This window comes from Streptomyces sp. PTL18 (assembly GCF_059510295.1).
In genome coordinates this window covers 249,664-268,107 of sequence record NZ_JCAJZO010000005.1, presented here as the reverse complement: position 1 = coordinate 268,107, position 18,444 = coordinate 249,664, and the positions used below count along the sequence as shown (strand labels likewise).

Sequence of the window (18,444 nt, the reverse complement as noted above, 5' to 3'; positions counted from 1 at the left end):
CCGCAGCCCGTTGCTTTTCGGGCCACGGCTGGAGCACAGCAATGACGCAAATGATCTCCCCACCAGCGCAAAGGCGTTCTAGGCTCTTTGTTACCGCCGCGTCGCGCCGTGCGGGGACGGGCACCGCACGCGCACCGGAGCACCAGCGGTATCTGAGCGCCGCCCCCGACCGAGGGCGCCGCCGGGCAAGGAGGGCCGCATGACCGTACGGCGAGTAATGGGCATCGAGACGGAGTACGGCATCTCCGTCCCCGGCCACCCCAACGCCAATGCCATGCTCACCTCGTCCCAGATCGTCAACGCCTACGCCGCGGCGATGCACCGGGCCCGCCGGGCCCGCTGGGACTTCGAGGAAGAGAACCCGCTACGGGACGCGCGAGGCTTCGACCTCGCCCGCGAGGCCGCCGACGCCAGCCAGCTCACCGACGAGGACATCGGCCTCGCCAACGTCATCCTCACCAACGGCGCACGGCTCTACGTCGACCACGCACACCCCGAATACAGCGCCCCCGAGGTGACCAACCCCCGCGACGCGGTCCTCTGGGACAAGGCCGGCGAGCGCATCATGGCGGAAGCCGCGGAACGAGCCGCCCAGCTCCCCGGCGCCCAACCCATCCACCTCTACAAGAACAACACCGACAACAAGGGCGCCAGCTACGGCACGCACGAGAACTACCTGATGAAGCGGGAAACCCCCTTCTCCGACATCGTGCGTCACCTCACCCCCTTCTTCGTCTCCCGCCAGGTCGTCACCGGAGCCGGCCGTGTCGGCATCGGCCAGGACGGCCACGAACACGGCTTCCAGCTCAGCCAGCGCGCCGACTACTTCGAAGTCGAGGTCGGGCTGGAGACGACGCTCAAGCGGCCCATCATCAATACGCGCGACGAACCCCACGCGGACGCGGAGAAATACCGCCGCCTCCACGTGATCATCGGTGACGCGAACCTGTCGGAAATCTCCACGTACCTCAAGCTGGGCACCACCGCCCTGGTCCTGTCGATGATCGAAGACGGCTTCATCGCCGTGGACCTGGCCGTCGACCAGCCCGTGCGGACACTGCACCAGGTCTCCCACGACCCCTCGCTCAAGCGCCTGATCACCCTGCGCAGCGGACGCACACTCACCGCTGTCCAGCTCCAGATGGAGTACTACGAGCTGTCGCGCAAGTACATCGAGGAGCGCTACGGAGCCGACGCCGACGAGCAGACGAAGGACGTGCTCTCCCGCTGGGAGGACACCCTCAACCGCCTCGAGCGCGACCCCATGAGCCTGGCCGGGGAGCTGGACTGGGTCGCCAAGCGCGAACTCATGGAGGGCTACCGGCGCCGCGACGGCCTCGACTGGGACGCCGCCAAGCTCCACCTCCTCGACCTCCAGTACGCCGACGTGCGCGCCGAGAAGGGCCTGTACAACCGCCTGGCGGCCCGCGGTCGCCTGAAGCGACTCCTGGACGAGAACGAGGTCGAGCGGGCCCGTACGAAGCCACCGGAGGACACCCGCGCCTACTTCCGCGGCCGTTGCCTCGAGCAGTACGCGGACGACGTCGCGGCCGCCTCCTGGGACTCGGTCATCTTCGACCTCCCCGGCCGGGACTCCCTCCAGCGCGTTCCAACCCTGGAACCACTACGCGGAACGCGTAATCACGTCAAGGAGCTCCTGGACCGCTGCCGCACGGCCGAGGACCTGGTCAGGGTCCTGTCAGGCGGCTGAGGGGTACTCGGACGAGCCCGGCCGCGCGGGGTGTAAATCCCCGCGGCCGGGAATCATCGAGGTGGCCCCCGCACGATGGAGCAAGTGCGGGGCCGTTGTCGGACCCGGCTAGTAGGGTCTGATCATCTCCGATCGGCAGGAAAGCCGACCTGTCGACCATGTCGGGCTAACTGAGCGGGGTGAGGGTTATGGCGACCAAGGACACCGGCGGCGGCCAGCAGAAGGCCACGCGCTCCACCGAGGAGATCGAGGAGCAGGAGCAGGAGGCTCAGGCTTCGGGGGATCTCAAGGAGCGGCACGAGAAGCTGAGCGACGACGTGGACTCCGTCCTCGACGAAATCGATGATGTGCTCGAAGAAAACGCCGAGGACTTCGTGCGCTCCTTCGTTCAGAAGGGTGGAGAGTGATTCCATCTTAGATTAGAAGGTGATCGCGGGGGTTCGGAGTTGGATGGCAGGGGAAGCGTGAAGCGCTGCTCGCGGTGCAAGCAGTACAAGCCGCGAGCAGCCTTCGCGAGCAACAGAGCGATGCATGACGGCCTTCAGGCGTACTGCAGGGAGTGTGCAGCGGCGTATGACCGGCAGCGCCAAGACGCCCGCGGAAGGAAGCCTCGCCCGCGGGTGGCGGCTCCAGAGGGTCACAAATACTGCCAGCGCTGCGGGAAGATCAAGCCGCGCTCCGAGTGGGATCGCAAGAGGACGGCTTCCGATGGGCTGTCGACGCGCTGCAAGGCGTGCCGGGCGATCGAGGGCCGTGAACGCCGCCTGAAGCGCCAGTACGGCTTGACTGAAGCCGAGCGTGACGAGATGGTCGCCTCTCACATGGGGCTCTGTGTGATCTGTCCGAAGGCTTCGGCCGTACATGTGGATCACTGCCATGAGACGGGTAAGGTCCGTGGCGTACTGTGCTTCAACTGCAATTCGGCCATCGGCAAGTTGGGAGATGACCCCGACGCCGTACGTCGGGCTGCCGCCTACTTGGAAGGAAACTCGTGGAAGCCAATTCTCGTGGCGCCGGGCGTCTACCAGCTGCCTTCCTGACGCCTGGGTCCTCGTCCTTCATGGACTTCCTGTCGGAGCACCAGCCCGAGCTGCTGCCCGGCAACCGGCAGCTGCCGCCCACCCAGGGCGTGATCGAGGCTCCGCACGGCACGACCATCGTGGCCACGACGTTCCCGGGGGGCGTCGTGCTCGCGGGTGACCGCCGGGCGACCATGGGCAATGTGATCGCGCAGCGGGACATCGAGAAGGTGTTCCCGGCGGATGAGTACTCGGCGGTCGGTATCGCCGGTACGGCGGGTCTCGCGGTCGAGATGGTCAAGTTGTTCCAGCTGGAGCTGGAGCACTTCGAGAAGGTCGAGGGCGCGCAGCTGTCCCTGGAGGGCAAGGCGAACCGCCTGTCGACCATGATCCGTTCCAACCTGGGCATGGCCATGCAGGGTCTTGCCGTGGTCCCCCTTTTCGCCGGCTATGACGTGGACCGTGACAGGGGCCGCATCTTCTCCTACGACGTGACGGGTGGCCGCTCCGAGGAGCACGGCTTCGCGGCCACGGGTTCCGGCTCGATCTTCGCGCGCGGTGCCATGAAGAAGCTCTACCGTGAGGATCTGAGCGAGGAGGAGGCCACGACCCTGGTGGTCCAGGCCCTGTACGACGCGGCGGACGACGACTCGGCGACCGGTGGTCCCGATGTCGCTCGCCGGATCTATCCGATCGTCACCGTGATCACCGAGGACGGCTTCCGCCGGCTGACCGAGGACGAGTCGTCCGAGATCGCGCGTTCCGTCCTGGACCGGCGTCTGCAGCAGCCCGACGGTCCGCGGGCCGCGCTGCTCTGACAGCGGGACCGGTTGTTATCAAGGTGATCGCGTGACTTCGACAGAAAGGGACGGATAACCGGTGTCGACGCCGTTCTATGTCTCCCCCCAGCAGGCCATGGCCGACCGGGCGGAGTACGCCCGTAAGGGCATCGCGCGCGGCCGCAGTCTGGTCGTGATGCAGTACGCCGACGGCATCGTGTTCGTCGGTGAGAACCCGTCCCGTGCACTGCACAAGTTCAGTGAGATCTACGACCGGATCGGTTTCGCGGCGGCCGGTAAGTACAACGAGTACGAGAATCTGCGGATCGGTGGTGTGCGTTACGCCGACCTGCGGGGTTACACCTACGACCGTGATGATGTCACCGCCCGGGGCCTGGCGAACGTGTACGCGCAGACGCTGGGCACGATCTTCTCGAGTGCGGCGGAGAAGCCGTACGAGGTGGAACTGGTGGTCGCCGAGGTGGGGGAGACCCCGGAGGGTGACCAGATCTATCGTCTGCCGCATGACGGGTCCATCGTGGATGAGCACGGTTCGGTGGCGGTGGGTGGCAATGCGGAGCAGATCAGCAGTTTTCTCGATCAGCGTCATCGTGACGGGATGACGCTGGCGGAGGCGCTGAAGCTGGCCGTCCAGGCGTTGTCGCGGGACACGAACGGCAGTGAGCGGGAGATCCCGGCGGAGCGTCTGGAGGTCGCGGTGCTGGACCGTACGCGGCCGCAGAAGCGTAAGTTCAAGCGGATCACCGGGCGTCAGTTGTCGCGTCTGTTGCAGGTGGACGGCGCGTCGACGGCGGCGGAGGCGGAGGCGGACTCCGACGCGGAGTCGGAGGAGTAGGCCGCCCCACCACCCGTATGGCCGTATGACGCCGCGCGCCCCGCCCGTTCCGGGTCGGGGCGCGCGGCGTCGCGCCGAATGGGGTCAGCGGGGCGGTGGTGCGGTGGACCCGCGTACGACGAGGTCGACCGGGATGTCGCCCTGCTCGGGTGTGCGCCCGTCCAGGACCGCCAGGAGGGCCTGCATTCCGCGTTCGCCGAAGCGTTCCGCGTCCAGGCGTACGGTGGTCAGCTCCGGGTCGATGGCTGTGGCGAGGGCGAGGTCGTCGAGGCCGGTGACGGAGAGGTCGTGGGGGATGCGCAGGCCGCGGCGACGGGCGGCCTTGTAGGCGCCGGCGGCGAGTTTGTCGTCGTCGCAGACGAGGGCGGTGGGACGGGGGCCCGGGGCGGCGAGGGCGGTTTCGGCGGCGGTGAGGGCGCCTTCGATGGAGATGGGGGCGTGGGTGGTGCGGATGGTGGTGCCGGGGACGGCGGCGAGGCGGGCGGCGAGTTCCCGGGCGCGTATCCGGAAGGTCCAGGACGGCACGTCGGCGGCGAGGTGGAGGAAGTGGCGGTGGCCGAGGCCGAGGAGGTGTTCGGCTACTTGGCGTACGCCGTCGGTGATGTCGAGGTTGACGGTTGCGGCGCCGGGGCTGCCTTGGGGGTCGCTGTCGAGCATGACGAGGGGGAGTTGGTCGCCGTGGATGGCGGTGAGGGCGTCGGCGGCCATCGAGGAGGCGATGACGCCGTCGAGGGCGGCTTGTGCGGAGTGGAAGGGGTCCTTGGCGGGGCCGACGCCTTCGGGGGAGGGATAGAGGACGACGCCGAAGCCGTGGTCGGCGGCGATACGGGCGGCGCCGGTGTAGACGCCGGCGAAGAATTCGGTGGTGAGGGCGGGCACCACCAGCAGGACGGTGCGGGTGCGGCCGAGGCGGAGGTTGCGTGCCGCCAGGTTGGGCCGGTATCCGAGCTCTCGGGCGGCCTGGCGGACTCGTTCGGCGACGGGTGCCGAGACGCGTCCGCGCCATTTGTCGCCGAGGACGAGGGAGACGGCGGCCTGGGAGACGCCGGCGGCCTGGGCGACATCGCGGCTGGTGGGTCGCGTGCTACCTGGTGGCACGGTGGGCGTGCTCCTTCGTGTGAGGTCGGGCGGCTTCGTGTGGACTCCGGTCAGCGCTCATGGTACGTACGACAGGCGAAGTCATACGTAGGACCGCGGGGTCAGCGCGGCGAAGACACCGGCACAGACGGCTGCGAGCCGGGCGCTGCCGACACCGACGCGCGGCGCCGGGTTCCTCGGTCCGGGTGCGGTCGCCCCGGCGTCAGGAGCCGCCGGACTCCGGCTGGTCGAAGGTGATCGCCCCGGAGGGGCAGACACCGGCGGCCGGCTGTGCGGCCGCGCGACGGGCGGTGGGCGGCACGGCGTGCAGCAGGAGCACGCGACCGTCGTCGGACGCGGCGTCCGTCCGAGCGGGCGAACCGGCGGTGAGCGATCTGCTGCCCTGGCCGGGCGGTCTGCTCCTCGCGGCGATGCTCCTCACCGTGTGGGACTGCGGCCGAGGCCGGCCGAGTTCGGCTGACCGTGGTCCCTTCAGGCGTCGGCCAGCCTGGCCTCCTCCAGGTCCAGGGACCGCTGGAGGCGGCGGCGTGTCGTGTCGCTGATGCGGTGGTCGTCGTACAGGCGCTGCAACTCCGCCGTCTCCACCTCGATCAGGCCTCGGCGCAGCTGGCGGTAGACCAGGTCGTTGGACTCGGTGGGGACCCCGTTGCCGTCGCCTTCGGCGAGGCGGTCGCGGGCGTCGTCGAGGCGGGCGGTCAGGGCGCGGCGGAGCCGGTCGAGGACGATCTCCGGTACCGCTTCCAGTTCCGCGAGTTCTTCCAGCCGGGCGAGTCCGGCGTGGGCGAGGTGGGAGCGGGCCTCGACCTCTTCCCGTTCGGTGTGGGCGGGCGCCTGGGCGATGCCGGAGCGGCGGACGACCGGAGCGAGGGTGAAGCCCTGGACGACGAGGGTGACGACCACGACCGAGGTCGTCAGGACGAGGACCAGCGGCCGGTCCGTGAGCGCGGTGCCGTTCTTCGCGACCTCCGGGATGGACAGGGCGGCGGCCAGCGGCATCACCCCTCGGGTGCCGGCCCAGGTCAGGACCATCGGCACCCGCCAGTTCATGCGGCTGATGCCGCCCTTGCGCTGGACGACCGCCGACAGGGGCACGAGCCACAGCATGCGTACCGCAATGAGCGTGACGGCGACGGCGAGGGCGTGCAGCGGCCAGGACCGGTCGTCGCCGGACAACGCCCGCACCTGCGCGGGCAGGGCCAGCCCGATGAGGCTGAAGACGACGCTCTCCAGCAGGAACACCACCGTGCCGTAGACGGCGTGCAGCTGGAGCCTGATGCGGGCGTTGGTGAGCCGGTCGCCGCGCCCGCCGAGGACCACCCCGGCCACCACCACCGACGTCACACCGGAGGTGTGTGCGGCCTCCGCGAGCACGTAGGCGGCGTAGGGGGTGACCAGGGCGATCACCGTCTCCAGGACCGGGTCCTCGGTTCGGCGCCGGATCAGCGTCACCACTCCGGCCAGGGCCGCGCCGATCACCGTGCCACCGCCCGCGAGCAGCAGGAACTCGCCACCCGCCGCGCCCCAGTTGGCGGCCGCCGAGGCCACGGCTACGCCCGCCGCCACCCGGACCAGCACCAGCGAGGTCGCGTCGTTGAAGAGGCTCTCCGCCTGCACCAGGACCCGGACCTTCGGCGGCAGAGCCAGTCGCCGGCCCAGCGCGGTCACCGCCACCGGGTCGGTGCTGGCCAGGATCGCGCCCAGCACGAACGCCATCTGCCACGACAGGGGAGTCACCAGCGACGCCACCGCGGCCACTGCCGCGGCGGACGCCAGGACCAGGCCGATCGCGAGGCTCCCGACCGGCTGCCACACCGCGCGCAGCTCCCGCCAGGGCATGTCCTCGGCGCTGGCGTACAGCAGGGGCGGCAGCACGACCAGGCCGATGACGTCGGGACTGATCTCGATCTGCGGGGTGCCCGGCAGCAGCGCCACGGCGAGGCCGCCGACCACGAGCAGGGAGGGTGCCGGAATACGCCACCGGCGGGCGAAGGTGGCCACCACCGTGGCCAGCACCACGAGTCCGAGAACCGTCCCCACACTGCGCATGCCGCCCCCGAAGCTCCGATCGGAGCCACCCTGACTCCCCGCCGACCAGACTTCCCGGCACACCGCTGTCACCCTATCGGGCCAGTGACATGTCAAGACAGGGTCGAAGTCCCCGTGACCAGCGCCGAGTAAGCGCCGACAGCCGTCCCGCCCGGCCCGCGCAAGCGCTGCCTCGGGAGGAGTCCCCTTTCTGCGCAGGGGAGTTGATCCAGTGAGACCAGCCTGGAAGCCCTCCTGGAACGGGTCGGCGAGACGTTCGGCATGGAATCGGTGGCACTGCTCCAACGCGAGAGCGACGTGGTGCCATGGACCCGCGCCGGCAGCGTGGGCCCCGGTCCTGAACCTCGCCCGAGGAAGCCGACGCCGACGTTCCGGCCGGCGACGGCATGTCACTGGCCCTCGCGGGCCGGGTCCTGCCGGCCGAGGACCGTCGGATTCCGGCCGCCTTCGCCGCTCAGGCCGCCGTCGTCCTGGCCCGCAGCCGCGCGGCGCCCCGCTCGGCCTGCCGGAGCAGGGCGCGTCAGGACCGCCGGCGGTTTCGCCGAGGCGGTGGGCGGCACCCTGCACGCCGAGGACGCGCCCGGTGGAGGCCTCACGCCGGTGCTCAGCGTGCCGACGGCACCGGAGCGCCGACCGGGGCGTCGTGAGCGTACGGCCGCGATCGCGTCCTGAGGGCCGATGCCGGTGGTGACACCGGGGTGCATCTTCCGGGACCACGGCCAACGCGGCGGTGGCATCGCGTCGCGGTACAGGTCATGCCGTGGAAACAGCGGACGCCCGGGCGCCCGCACGCCGGTCCGCGTCCAGCCGTGACTGCCCGGTCACGAGGATGAGAATGCTGACCGCGAGCCCCAGCACGCCGCACGCTGCCGCCCATCTGGGTCCGCCGTCCTCCAGGACCAGCCCGACGACGGAGGAGCCGAGCGCCATGCCCGAGGTCATCAGTGTGACGAGCCAGGCGAACGCCTCGGTGACGGTCCCCGCCGGGGCGAGCTCCCCGACCAGGACGAAGGAGACCGTCAGCACCGGTGCGAGGAACAGCCCGGTCAGCAGCATCAGGCAGGACATCAACGGCGGCCCGGGCACCAGGCACAGGAGCGCGTAGCCGGGTGCCAGGCCGGCGGTCAGCAGCAGAGTCCGCCGCGCAGGCCGGACCGGCCGGCGCCGTACAGCGCCGTAGGCAAGACCCCCGACCAGGGCACCGAGGGCGTTGAGTGCCAGAAGTGTCGGGGCACCTCCGGGCAACCGGTGTCCCTCTGCGTAGGCCACGACGACGACATTGAGGGTGCCGATCGCAACGCCTACGCCGGTGAGGCTGACCAGCAGCACGACGAGACCTCGGCTGCGCAGCGGGCCGAGCCAGTCGGTCGTGCGAGCAGGTGCCCGCCAGGCCCGGGCGGGCGCGGCGGTGGCGACTACGAGCACACCCGCGAGCCCCAGCAGCGCGGCGGCCCACAAGGCTTCCACGGGTGAGGCGACGGAGACACACCCGGCAACGATCAGCGGCCCGCCCACGAAGATCAGTTCCTGCGAGGCAGAGTCCAGGGCATAGGCCGACTCCAACTTCCGGGCGGCGACGACCGTCGGCCACAGTGCCCTGAGACAGGGCTCCAGCGGCGGCGACGCCGCTCCCGCCAGGACCGCTCCAGCGACGACGGAAGCATGCCGGCCGGGGGCGGCCGCGATGACAAGGAAACCGCAGCCCGCCAGCACGGCCGCCGGCAGCAGCACCGGGGTCTGGCCGACACGGTCCACCAGCCGGCCGAGCAGCGGACCTCCCACGGCCGTGGCGATGGCGAACGCCCCGACGGCAAACCCGACAAACCCGTAAGGCGCGTCTGCGTCGCGCAATGCGAGAGGGATCGCGACAGCAGCCATCGCACTCGGCAGCCGCCCGACGAGGGTTCCCACGAGCAGCCGGGTCACATGTGGACTCCGCAGTAGGCTCACGTAGCTCATGGGGCACCTTCGTCGCCGACGGAGACCGAGGCGTCGTCGCTCACGTGCACATGCAGCGCGGCCGGTCCGCCTTCGCGCAGCCGCACCGCGACGTCACCGGCGGCGAGCGGTACCGGCAGGTCTCCGGTGCGGGAAGCACGGGCGACGCCCCCGCGGGCGAAGGGGGCGGCCAGGTTGTCGATGTTCGGCACCAAACGTCCCTGGTCGGCAGAACGGGCGGCTGAAGTATCGGCCGTGCGGTCAGGTTATACGTAACACTTAACCGGGCAAGCCGTTTCGAGTCAACCTCGCCGTCCAGGGGGCGAGGAGAGCGGTGGGCCGGGCGGGCCGGGATCGATGTTCACCGTCGGCCCGCGGCCCGTGACGCCGTGTGCCCGGGGTGGTCGGCGCGGGTGGCGGTGCCGAACGCCGCCGGGCTGCCGGGTGCGCTGTCCGCGGTGGTGTCGCCGCCGACGGGTGTGCGGCGGTCCGCGCCGCGTGAGGCGCACCGGCTGGGGGCGTCGCGCTCGCCGGGGCTGCCGGCGTTGCTCCTCGTGGGGGTGGCGCCGGGTTCCATCACGGTGGCGGCCGTCTCGTACGCAGATGGCCGCGGGGGCGACGGGTCTACGGCCGGCTGATGGCGGTGCTCGCGCTCGTTGCTCCGGCCGGGGGAACGGCGTACGGGGCGCGGCGGCGGCCGGGTGCGCCGGAGCGGCGGCTGCGTGTGCCGGAGCGGCGGCTGCGTGTGCCGGCGGGGCTTTCGGCGTTGTGTTGTCTGCCGTTGACGCTGATGCCGGGTGCGGCGGCGACGGTGCCTGCTCACGATGCTGACGGGGGTGTTCCTGGCGCCGTGTGTCGCGCGTGCGTTCGTGCTGGTGGACCGGCGTGCGCCGAGCGGTACGGTGACGGAGGCGTTCTCGTGGCCGGCGGTGACGTTCACGGTGGGTGCGTCGGTCGGGACCGGTGTTGCGGGGCCGGTGGTTCAGCCGCATGGCGCCCTGCGGGGTTTCGCGGCGCCGGGGCCGCGGGGGCCGTGTCCCTGCTGCCCCTGGTGGTCTCCGGGCGGGTCCTCGCAGCTCCGGCCGGGGGCGGGGTGGTTGCGGCTTCACCGGAAAATGATCCGAACCGTGCCGTCGAACCCCGTTTCAGCTCGCGGGATCGGGCGTAATGTTCAGTCATGGACCGCCGCATTTTCGGGCTGGAGAACGAGTACGGCGTCACGTGCACGTTCAGGGGACAGCGCCGCCTGTCGCCTGACGAGGTGGCGCGGTACCTCTTCCGCCGTGTCGTGTCATGGGGCCGCAGCAGCAATGTGTTTCTGCGGAACGGGGCCCGCCTCTATCTCGATGTGGGCTCGCATCCCGAATACGCGACACCCGAATGTGACAACGTGATCGAACTGGTCACCCACGACAAGGCCGGCGAGCGCATTCTCGAGGGACTGCTGGTCGACGCCGAACGCCGCCTGCACGAGGAGGGAATCGCGGGCGACGTCTACCTCTTCAAGAACAACACGGACTCGGCGGGCAACTCCTACGGTTGTCACGAGAACTACCTGGTGGCGCGGCACGGGGAGTTCTCGCGGCTCGCGGACATCCTGATTCCGTTCCTGGTCACCAGGCAGTTGCTGTGCGGCGCCGGCAAGGTGCTGCAGACCCCGCGCGGTGCGGTGTACTGCGTGAGTCAGCGGGCCGAGCACATCTGGGAGGGCGTCAGCTCCGCGACGACCCGTTCCCGGCCGATCATCAACACGCGGGACGAGCCGCACGCGGACGCCGAGCGCTACCGCCGTCTGCATGTCATCGTCGGTGATTCGAACATGTCGGAGACGACGATGCTGCTGAAGGTCGGCGCGACCGACCTGGTGCTGCGGATGATCGAGGCGGGGACGGTGATGCGTGACCTGACCCTGGAGAACCCGATCCGGGCCATCCGCGAGGTCAGCCATGACATCACGGGGCGCCGCAAGGTGCGCCTGGCCAGCGGCCGGGAGGCCTCGGCGCTGGAGGTGCAGCGGGAGTACTACGAGAAGGCCGTGGACTTCTGTGAGCGCCGCGGGGTCCGTACGGGCACGGTCGAGCAGGTGCTGGAGCTGTGGGGCCGTACGCTGGACGCGATCGAGTCGGAGGACCTCGACCGGATCGGTACCGAGATCGACTGGGTGATGAAGTACAAGCTCATCGAGCGGTACCGAGCGAAGCACAACATGACCATGTCGCATCCACGGGTGGCGCAGATAGACCTCGCCTACCACGACATCCACCGCCGTCGCGGCCTGTACTACCTGCTGGAGAAGAAGGGGCAAGCGGCCCGTATCTGCAACGATTTGAAGATCTTCGAGGGCAAGTCGGTTCCACCGCAGACCACTCGGGCGCGGCTGCGCGGCGACTTCATCCGGCGGGCGCAGGAACAGCGGCGTGACTTCACGGTCGACTGGGTGCATCTGAAGCTCAACGACCAGGCACAGCGGACGGTGTTGTGCAAGGACCCGTTCCGTTCGGTGGACGACCGGGTGGAGAAGCTGATCGCCGGAATGTGAGACCGGAAGCGGTGATGCGCGTCTCACACGCATCACCGGTACACCACAGGGGCGCCGTACGGCAGACGTACGGCGCCCTTCTTCCGCCGACAGCGCTGTCCCGGGGCCGGCCCCCGGACCTCCGGCCGAACTGGGGCGGGCCGGAACCGGGATCGGCGCCCAAACGCCAGTAAGGTAGCGGCGCACGCCATCCATCAAGATCGACCGATTGAGGCCCCATCGTGCGCCGACGCTCTCTTCTTCTTGCCGCTGTGCCCGCCGGGCTGGTCACCGTCGCCGGGTGCGGCAACGACAAGTCCGGCAAGGGTGCGGGCGGCACCAGTTCGTCCCCCGCGCCCTCGGCCGCGTCGGCCGCCCCGCCGCCGAAGATCGTCGAGGGGCCGCTGCCGGCCATCACCGCCGGGACGAAGTTCGGTCAGAAGCCGACCGTGGCGAAGGGGTCCGGGTCGCCGTCGAAGGACCTGGCGGTGAAGACGGTCATCGCGGGCGGCGGGCGGACGGTCGCGGAGAACGACTACGTCCAGGTCGACTATCTGGGCCAGATCTGGGACACCGCGAAGGTCTTCGACAACTCCTACGACCGTAAGACGCCGCTGGTGATCCAGCTCGCCGAGGGCGGCATCATCGACGGCTGGCGGTATGCGCTGGCGGGGAAGAAGGCCGGCAGCCGGGTACTGATGGCCGTGCCCCCGACCTGGGGGTACGGCACACAGGGCAACCAGCAGGCGGGGATCAAGGGCACCGACACGCTGGTGTTCGTGGTGGACATCCACAACACGTTCAACGCGAAGAGCTCCGCCACGGGCAAGACGGTGGCGCAGAGCGATGCCGACCTGCCGAAGGTGGGTACGAACACGGACGGCAAGGCGCCGTCCCTGGACGTACCGAAGGTGAAGCCGCCGACGGACCTGGTCGCGAAGTACATCATCGAGGGCGACGGCGACGAGGTCAAAGCGGACAACACGGTCCTCGTGCAGTACAAGGGCGTCGTGTGGGACACGGGCAAGGAGTTCGACTCCACCTACGGCCGCGGCCAGCTGGCGTCGTTCTCGTTGCAGCAGGTCGTCAAGGGCTGGGCGCAGGGGCTGACCGGGAAGAAGGTGGGCAGCCGCGTGCTCGTGGTCATCCCGCCGAAGCTGGGGTACGGGGACAACCCGCCGAGCGGCAGCAGCATCAAGAAGGACTCCACGCTGGTCTTCTCCGTCGACATCCTGGCGAAGATGTAAGCCCTGCGGGGATATGAGAGTGTCGGTGGTGCCGTAATGGCCTCAACACGAAACAGCAGGAGCTTTTGACGTGAGCATCGAGAAGCCCGAGATCGACTTCCCGGGCGGGGAGCCCCCGGCCGACCTCGAGATCAAGGACATCTGGGAGGGCGACGGCCCGGAGGCCAAGGCGGGCGACACCGTCTCCGTGCACTACGTGGGCGTGGCCTTCTCCACCGGTGAGGAGTTCGACGCGTCGTGGAACCGCGGTACGCCGCTGAGGTTCCAGCTGGGCGTCGGCCAGGTCATCAAGGGCTGGGACCAGGGTGTCCAGGGCATGAAGGTCGGCGGTCGCCGCCAGCTGACGATTCCCCCGCACCTGGCCTACGGCGACCGTGGCGCGGGCGCCCGGATCAAGCCGGGCGAGACGCTGATCTTCGTCTGCGACCTGGTCGCGGTCTGACCGAGGCAGCCGACGACCGCCGCCGGACCCGGGTCCGGCGGCGGTCGGTGCGACCGGTCGCCTGGCGGCGACCGGAAACGATCGGCTGAGTCCATGCCTGCGCGGGCCGGGGCCCTCGGCTTTTGCGGGGGTGCTCGCGGGCGGTACGGTCGTCCGTCGTAAGCACCATGGGGAGGCGAAGGGCGTCGATGGCCATTGCCAAGGCGGAGCGGCTGATGAACCTGGCGCTGTGTCTGCTCGGGACGCGGCGGCCGCTCAGCAAGCGTGAGCTGCGCGCGTCCATCGAGGCCTATCTGGAAGCAGGGTCCGACGACTCCTTCAACCGCATGTTCGAGCGGGACAAGGACGACCTGCGTGAGCTCGGACTCGTGATCGAGACGGTCGAGAACCTCGACGGCGAGATCGGCTACCTGGCCCGCCGCGACAGCAACCGCCTCCCGCCCATCACCCTCGACGCCGAGGAGGCCGCCGCGCTCGGCCTGGCCGCCAAGGTGTGGCAGCAGGCCCGGCTCGCCGGCGCCGCGAGCGGAGCCCTGCAGAAGCTGCGGGCCGCCGGCCTGCCCGAGGACGTCGACCCGTACGGGGCCCACGGCGCCCTGGAGCCCCGCATCCCCGTGCACGAGGCCGCGTTCGAGCCGCTGATGCTGGCCTGCCGCGACCGCCGCCCCGTGGTCTTCGACTATCGCAAGGCCACCGCCGCCCGTCCCGAACAGCGCCATGTCGAGCCGTGGGCGCTGGAGTGCTGGCGCGGCCACTGGTACCTGGCAGGCTGGGACCGCGACCGGGGCGCGGAGCGGGTCTTCCGGCTCTCCAGGATCACCGGCAAGGTGCGCAGCCGGGGCGGTGCCTTCACCGCACCGGTGCCCGACGTGGTCACCGTCCGCGAGACCGTGGCGAGCTGGGCGGGGGAGACCGCCGACCGTTCGGCGCGGATCCGGCTGCGCAAGGACGCGGGGTATCCCCTGCGGGCGAAGGCCGTCTCGGTGCGGGAACTCGGTGACGGCTGGGACGAGTTGGAGATTCCGTACGGGCACGGCCTCGACGCCTGGCTGGTGGAGTTCGGGCCCGACGTGGTGGTCCTGGAGCCGGCGGAGCTGCGGGCCGACGTGGTGGACCGGCTGCGCGCCGTGGCCAAGGGCTGAGGGGGAGACGTACGACCGTGGCAGGCAAACCGGCCAGGCCGGCGAACGCCATCGACCAGACCCGGCGGATGCTGTCCCTGGTGACGTATCTGCGGGAGCGCCCCGGCGCGCGCGTCGAGGACGTCGCGCGGGCGTTCGGCATCACCGAGGAGGAGCTGGTCTCGGACCTCGACGTACTGCCCATGTGCGGCACCAGCTTCCGTGGCGGCGACCTCCTCGACATCGACACCGACGGCGAGCGCATCTGGTGGCACAACCCGGCAGCCCTGGGGGCGGAGGCGGCCGAGCCGCTGCGGCTGGCGGCGGACGAGGCGACCGCGCTGCTGGTGGCCGCGCGAGCCGTGGCCACCCTGCCGGGGCTGCGGGAGGGCGACCGGCAGGCGCTGCTGCGCGCCACCGCCAAGGTGGAGACCGCCGCCGGCGAGGCAGCGGGCGCCAGCTCCCGGCTGTCGGTGACGTTCGAGTCGGAGGGCGGCGTCTTCGCGGACGTCGACCGGGCCATCTCCGAGCGTCGCCGTCTGTGGATCCGCTACTACTCGCCCGCCCGCGACGAGGTCACCGAGCGGGAGATCGACCCGATCCGCCTGGTCAGCGTCGGCCACACGTATGTGGAGGCCTGGTGCCGGCGCTCCGAGGCGCGCCGCACCTTCCGGCTCGACCGGGTCGCCGAGATCAAGATCCTCGACGAGCCGTCGGCGCCGCCGGAGGTCGAGCTGCGGGACCTGTCCGAGGGGCTGGTCCAGCCCGCCGCCGAGGACCCCGAGGTGGTCGTCGAGGTCGGACCGGGCGGCCGCTGGGTCGCCGAGTACTACCCGCACGACAGCGCCGATGAGCTGCCGGACGGCGGGCTGCGTATCACCTTGCGGACTCCCGACCCGGCGTCGCTCAGGAGGCTTGCGCTGCGGCTGGGACGGGACGGCCGGATCGTGTCGCCGCAGGACCTCGCGGACAGCGCCCAGCAGGCCGCCCGCGACGCGCTCTCGGCGTACGACGGGCCGGATTCGGTTCAGGACGGGCTGTACGACAGGCAGGAGCAGGGGCTGTGAGCACGTCGGCGATGTCTGGCGGGTCGGGGCGGTGGGAGGCGTCGGCCCAGGGAGCGCAGGGGCCCGGGCCCGCTGAGATGACGGCACGGACGGCGTTCGCCGGGATGAGGCGGGTGGCCGACGTGGTGTTCCGGGCCGGCTGCCCGGACTGCCGGGCCCGATTCGAGCTGGGTGCGAGCGCGCTCAGGCTGGCCATCGGCGCCACCACCAGGACGACCTTCTACTCCTTCACCTGCCCCGAGTGCGGCGCGTCCGTCCGCAAGCCGGCCGGCGAGCGCATCGTCGAACTGCTCACCGGCGGCGGGGTGCGGACCCTGCGGCTGCATTCGACCCTCTAGGCTCTTACGTCATGTTCTGGCCGATGCTCGCGATCGCTCTGGGGTTCCTGGGGCTCGCCGTTCTGGGTGTGCTCGCCGTCCGGGTCTTCGTGGAGGCCGAGCGCCTGGGGCGGCAGGTCGCCGACTCCGCGCGCCGGATCAACCGGGCCGCGGAGGACCTGGAGCGGGTGGCCGTCGCCACCGCCCGGGCCGCCGACCGCATATGAACGGGCACGCGGCCCGCTGCCGGGCGTGGCGGAGCGCCGCGGTTCCGTGGATCGGACAGAGCGGTGGTGCGGAGGCCCAATGAGTCGCTTCGGCCTGTCTCCTTCCCACCGCGGACAGGTACTCTGCTGATCGCGGCCCGAAGAACGAGGCGCGGTCCGCAGACCGGGAGTACGCACAGGGATTGCCCCACATTTACCTCTGAGCGTTACGATCGCTGCACGACAGTCGGACAGATGTCCGACTGATCGGACAGCGCCCCCACCCAGCCGCCTCGGTGAGAAGGTAAACACTTATGATCGGAAGGCTCGGAGCTCCCGAGATCATTCTCATCCTCGTCGTCGTCTTCCTCCTGTTCGGCGCGAAGAAGCTTCCGGACATGGCCCGCTCGCTCGGCAAGTCCGCGCGCATCCTGAAGAGCGAGGCGAAGGCGATGAAGGAGGAGAGCAACACCTCCGCGCCCGCCGGCCCGCCGAACAACAGTGAGCAGTCTGCCGCGCAGCGCACCATCCAGGCCGCCCCCGGCGATGTGACGAGCGCGCGACCGGTCAACGAGCCGACGGACACCCCCCAGCGCTGAAACGCGGCCGGACTCCCCGGCCAGCCGCACGAGACGAGGAACGTGGGTTGCTGAAGTCTGCCCGCAAGAAAGAGAAGGATCCCGAGGGGCGGATGCCCCTCGTGGAACACCTGCGTGAGCTGCGCAACCGGCTCGCGAAGGGCATGTTGGCGATCACGGTTGTCTCCATCGCGGTCGCCTTCCGCAGCCAGGACCTGATGTCCTTCCTCATGCATCCGGTCCCGCGCTGCACCAAGGGACTGGGTGAGTCCACGGGAGGCAGTTGCGCTGTCATCGCCTACACCGACCTGCTGTCGCCCTTCACCACCACGGTGAAGGTGTGCTGTATGGCGGGCGTGATCATCTCCAGCCCCATCTGGTTGTATCAGCTCTGGGCGTTCGTGGCTCCGGGCCTGCACAAGCACGAGCGGAAGTACACCTACTGGTTCGTGTCGGCGGCCGTACCCCTCTTCCTGGCCGGCGCCTGGCTCGCCTACACGATCCTGCCCATCAGCATGCGCGTGCTCCTGGGCATCACGCCCGACGGCTCGGCGAACATCCTGCCGATGGACAAGATCCTGGACTTCATCGTCCGGATGATCCTCATCTTCGGCGGCGCCTTCGAACTGCCCCTCATGCTGGTGATGCTCAACTTCGCGGGCATCGTGAGCGGACGCAGGATGGCCGGCTGGTGGCGCGGTGTCGTGATGGGCGTCTTCGTCTTCGGAGCCGTGGCGACCCCCACCACCGACCCCTTCGGCATGATCGCGCTTGCCGGTCCCATCGTGGTGCTGTACTTCATCGCGGTCGGCATCGCCATGATGAACGACCGGCGTCGGCGCCGGAACAATCCCGACGCCGAACTCGACGACGACGAGGCCTCGCAGCTCGACCTCACACCGGAGTCCATCGGCGAGGTGGAGTCGGTGTCGGTGTCGCGCGCGCTGCCCGGACCGGACGACTCGGACCACGACCGCGTCAACGGCTACGACGACGCGACCTGATGAGACCGTGCCCGGGCGCGGGCGCGACAGGGTGGTGACCGGTGTCGGTACGGCCACGCTGGACGACGAAGGCCGGATGCCCACCGCTCAGCGCGGTGGGCATCCGGCCTTCGAGGCTCAGGGGCGGCGCCTCGTCAGTCCCCGGTCCCCGGAGGGCAGGAGCCGACCTCCTTGAAGTCGCTCGGGTTGAACAGCCCGTAGGAGTGGTGCTCGTGGTCCCTGCCCGCCACGACCATGCACGCGACGACCCCGCCGAAGCTGAACTGGAGCCTCTTCGTGGTGCTGCAGGTGTTGCTGGCGTAGACAGTCGTGCTGATGACGCCGCCGTCCCCCCACGAGTAGTTGAAGCACTTGGTGCTGCCCCGATGCACGGCGTCGGCCGAATCTGTCGCCGCGTGTGCCGGAAGAGCGGTTCCCAGAGCGCAGAGCCCGGCGGTCGACACGACGACGCCCAGGCGTCCGGTGAGCTTCATCGATCCTCTTTCCTGCTGGTTGAC

General features: G+C 70.1%; 20 protein-coding genes and 2 pseudogenes. 16 read left to right on the top strand and 6 right to left on the bottom strand.

Annotated features, from left to right (window positions below):
- The first annotated feature begins 199 nt into the window (after positions 1-199).
- The 5 genes from dop to prcA all read left to right on the top strand — a co-directional run bounded on the left by dop (position 200) and on the right by prcA (position 4,365).
- A complete protein-coding gene (gene dop / locus AC5WS8_RS12380) occupies positions 200-1,711 on the top strand; it encodes a depupylase/deamidase Dop (RefSeq protein WP_496103380.1) in 1,512 nt (503 codons plus the stop codon).
- A 188-nt stretch (positions 1,712-1,899) separates the two neighbouring features.
- A complete protein-coding gene (locus AC5WS8_RS12375; RefSeq protein WP_200421338.1) occupies positions 1,900-2,118 on the top strand; it encodes a ubiquitin-like protein Pup in 219 nt (72 codons plus the stop codon).
- Positions 2,119-2,331: 213 nt separating this feature from the next.
- Positions 2,332-2,751, top strand: a complete 420-nt coding sequence (locus tag AC5WS8_RS12370; RefSeq protein WP_496103379.1) for an endonuclease VII domain-containing protein — start codon at positions 2,332-2,334, stop codon at positions 2,749-2,751.
- Complete coding sequence (prcB, locus tag AC5WS8_RS12365) at positions 2,703-3,548, top strand: proteasome subunit beta (RefSeq protein ID WP_496103378.1); 846 nt, start codon at positions 2,703-2,705, stop codon at positions 3,546-3,548. Before AC5WS8_RS12370 ends, prcB begins: the two co-directional genes overlap by 49 nt.
- A 61-nt stretch (positions 3,549-3,609) precedes the next feature.
- On the top strand, positions 3,610-4,365 hold the full coding sequence (gene prcA / locus AC5WS8_RS12360; RefSeq protein WP_496103377.1) for a proteasome subunit alpha: 756 nt from the start codon (positions 3,610-3,612) through the stop codon (positions 4,363-4,365).
- Positions 4,366-4,449: 84 nt separating this feature from the next.
- On the opposite strand, the gene AC5WS8_RS12355 is transcribed toward prcA, so the two are convergent.
- The 3 genes from AC5WS8_RS12355 to AC5WS8_RS12345 all read right to left on the bottom strand — a co-directional run bounded on the left by AC5WS8_RS12355 (position 4,450) and on the right by AC5WS8_RS12345 (position 7,509).
- Positions 4,450-5,463 (bottom strand): LacI family DNA-binding transcriptional regulator, encoded by a 1,014-nt coding sequence (locus AC5WS8_RS12355; RefSeq protein WP_496103376.1) that lies wholly within the window; start codon positions 5,461-5,463, stop codon positions 4,450-4,452.
- Between the two features lie 202 nt (positions 5,464-5,665).
- Positions 5,666-5,884, bottom strand: a complete 219-nt coding sequence (locus tag AC5WS8_RS12350) for a ferredoxin (protein ID WP_496103375.1) — start codon at positions 5,882-5,884, stop codon at positions 5,666-5,668.
- Between the two features lie 50 nt (positions 5,885-5,934).
- On the bottom strand, positions 5,935-7,509 hold the full coding sequence (locus AC5WS8_RS12345; RefSeq protein WP_496103374.1) for a Na+/H+ antiporter: 1,575 nt from the start codon (positions 7,507-7,509) through the stop codon (positions 5,935-5,937).
- 213 nt (positions 7,510-7,722) lie between these two features.
- Between AC5WS8_RS12345 and AC5WS8_RS12340 the strand changes: the two are divergent.
- Positions 7,723-8,042 (top strand): annotated as a pseudogene (locus AC5WS8_RS12340) (histidine kinase); the annotation flags it as partial.
- 220 nt (positions 8,043-8,262) lie between these two features.
- On the opposite strand, the gene AC5WS8_RS12335 reads toward AC5WS8_RS12340, so the two are convergent.
- Together AC5WS8_RS12335 and AC5WS8_RS12330 are read right to left on the bottom strand one after the other, a co-directional pair.
- Positions 8,263-9,468, bottom strand: a complete 1,206-nt coding sequence (locus AC5WS8_RS12335; protein WP_496103373.1) for an MFS transporter — start codon at positions 9,466-9,468, stop codon at positions 8,263-8,265.
- Positions 9,465-9,659 carry a hypothetical protein gene (locus AC5WS8_RS12330; RefSeq protein ID WP_496103372.1) on the bottom strand — a complete coding sequence of 65 codons (195 nt, stop codon included), beginning with the start codon at positions 9,657-9,659 and terminating at the stop codon, positions 9,465-9,467. Before AC5WS8_RS12330 ends, AC5WS8_RS12335 begins: the two co-directional genes overlap by 4 nt.
- A gap of 145 nt (positions 9,660-9,804) precedes the next feature.
- Here AC5WS8_RS12330 and AC5WS8_RS12325 point away from each other — a divergent pair.
- The 10 genes and pseudogenes from AC5WS8_RS12325 to tatC all read left to right on the top strand — a co-directional run.
- A pseudogene (locus AC5WS8_RS12325) lies at positions 9,805-10,615 on the top strand (MFS transporter); the annotation flags it as partial.
- 9 nt (positions 10,616-10,624) lie between these two features.
- The gene (gene pafA / locus AC5WS8_RS12320; RefSeq protein ID WP_496103371.1) at positions 10,625-11,986 is read left to right on the top strand and encodes a Pup--protein ligase; all 1,362 of its coding nucleotides are present in this window, start codon (positions 10,625-10,627) and stop codon (positions 11,984-11,986) included.
- A 221-nt stretch (positions 11,987-12,207) separates the two neighbouring features.
- Positions 12,208-13,212: an FKBP-type peptidyl-prolyl cis-trans isomerase gene (locus tag AC5WS8_RS12315; protein WP_496103370.1), complete on the top strand. Its 1,005-nt coding sequence runs from the start codon at positions 12,208-12,210 to the stop codon at positions 13,210-13,212.
- 70 nt (positions 13,213-13,282) lie between these two features.
- A complete protein-coding gene (locus tag AC5WS8_RS12310) occupies positions 13,283-13,654 on the top strand; it encodes an FKBP-type peptidyl-prolyl cis-trans isomerase (RefSeq protein WP_388997695.1) in 372 nt (123 codons plus the stop codon).
- 188 nt (positions 13,655-13,842) lie between these two features.
- Positions 13,843-14,796, top strand: a complete 954-nt coding sequence (locus tag AC5WS8_RS12305) for a helix-turn-helix transcriptional regulator (RefSeq protein WP_496103369.1) — start codon at positions 13,843-13,845, stop codon at positions 14,794-14,796.
- 17 nt (positions 14,797-14,813) lie between these two features.
- Positions 14,814-15,842 (top strand): helix-turn-helix transcriptional regulator, encoded by a 1,029-nt coding sequence (locus AC5WS8_RS12300; protein WP_496103368.1) that lies wholly within the window; start codon positions 14,814-14,816, stop codon positions 15,840-15,842.
- An 11-nt stretch (positions 15,843-15,853) separates the two neighbouring features.
- A complete protein-coding gene (locus tag AC5WS8_RS12295; protein ID WP_496103533.1) occupies positions 15,854-16,180 on the top strand; it encodes a hypothetical protein in 327 nt (108 codons plus the stop codon).
- Between the two features lie 11 nt (positions 16,181-16,191).
- The gene (locus AC5WS8_RS12290; protein ID WP_496103367.1) at positions 16,192-16,386 is read left to right on the top strand and encodes a hypothetical protein; all 195 of its coding nucleotides are present in this window, start codon (positions 16,192-16,194) and stop codon (positions 16,384-16,386) included.
- Positions 16,387-16,679: 293 nt separating this feature from the next.
- Positions 16,680-16,964 (top strand): Sec-independent protein translocase subunit TatA, encoded by a 285-nt coding sequence (gene tatA / locus AC5WS8_RS12285; protein WP_496103366.1) that lies wholly within the window; start codon positions 16,680-16,682, stop codon positions 16,962-16,964.
- A 92-nt stretch (positions 16,965-17,056) separates the two neighbouring features.
- A complete protein-coding gene (tatC, locus tag AC5WS8_RS12280; RefSeq protein WP_496103365.1) occupies positions 17,057-17,947 on the top strand; it encodes a twin-arginine translocase subunit TatC in 891 nt (296 codons plus the stop codon).
- Positions 17,948-18,081: 134 nt separating this feature from the next.
- On the opposite strand, the gene AC5WS8_RS12275 is transcribed toward tatC, so the two are convergent.
- The gene (locus tag AC5WS8_RS12275) at positions 18,082-18,420 is read right to left on the bottom strand and encodes a hypothetical protein (protein ID WP_496103364.1); all 339 of its coding nucleotides are present in this window, start codon (positions 18,418-18,420) and stop codon (positions 18,082-18,084) included.
- Positions 18,421-18,444 lie beyond the last annotated feature (24 nt).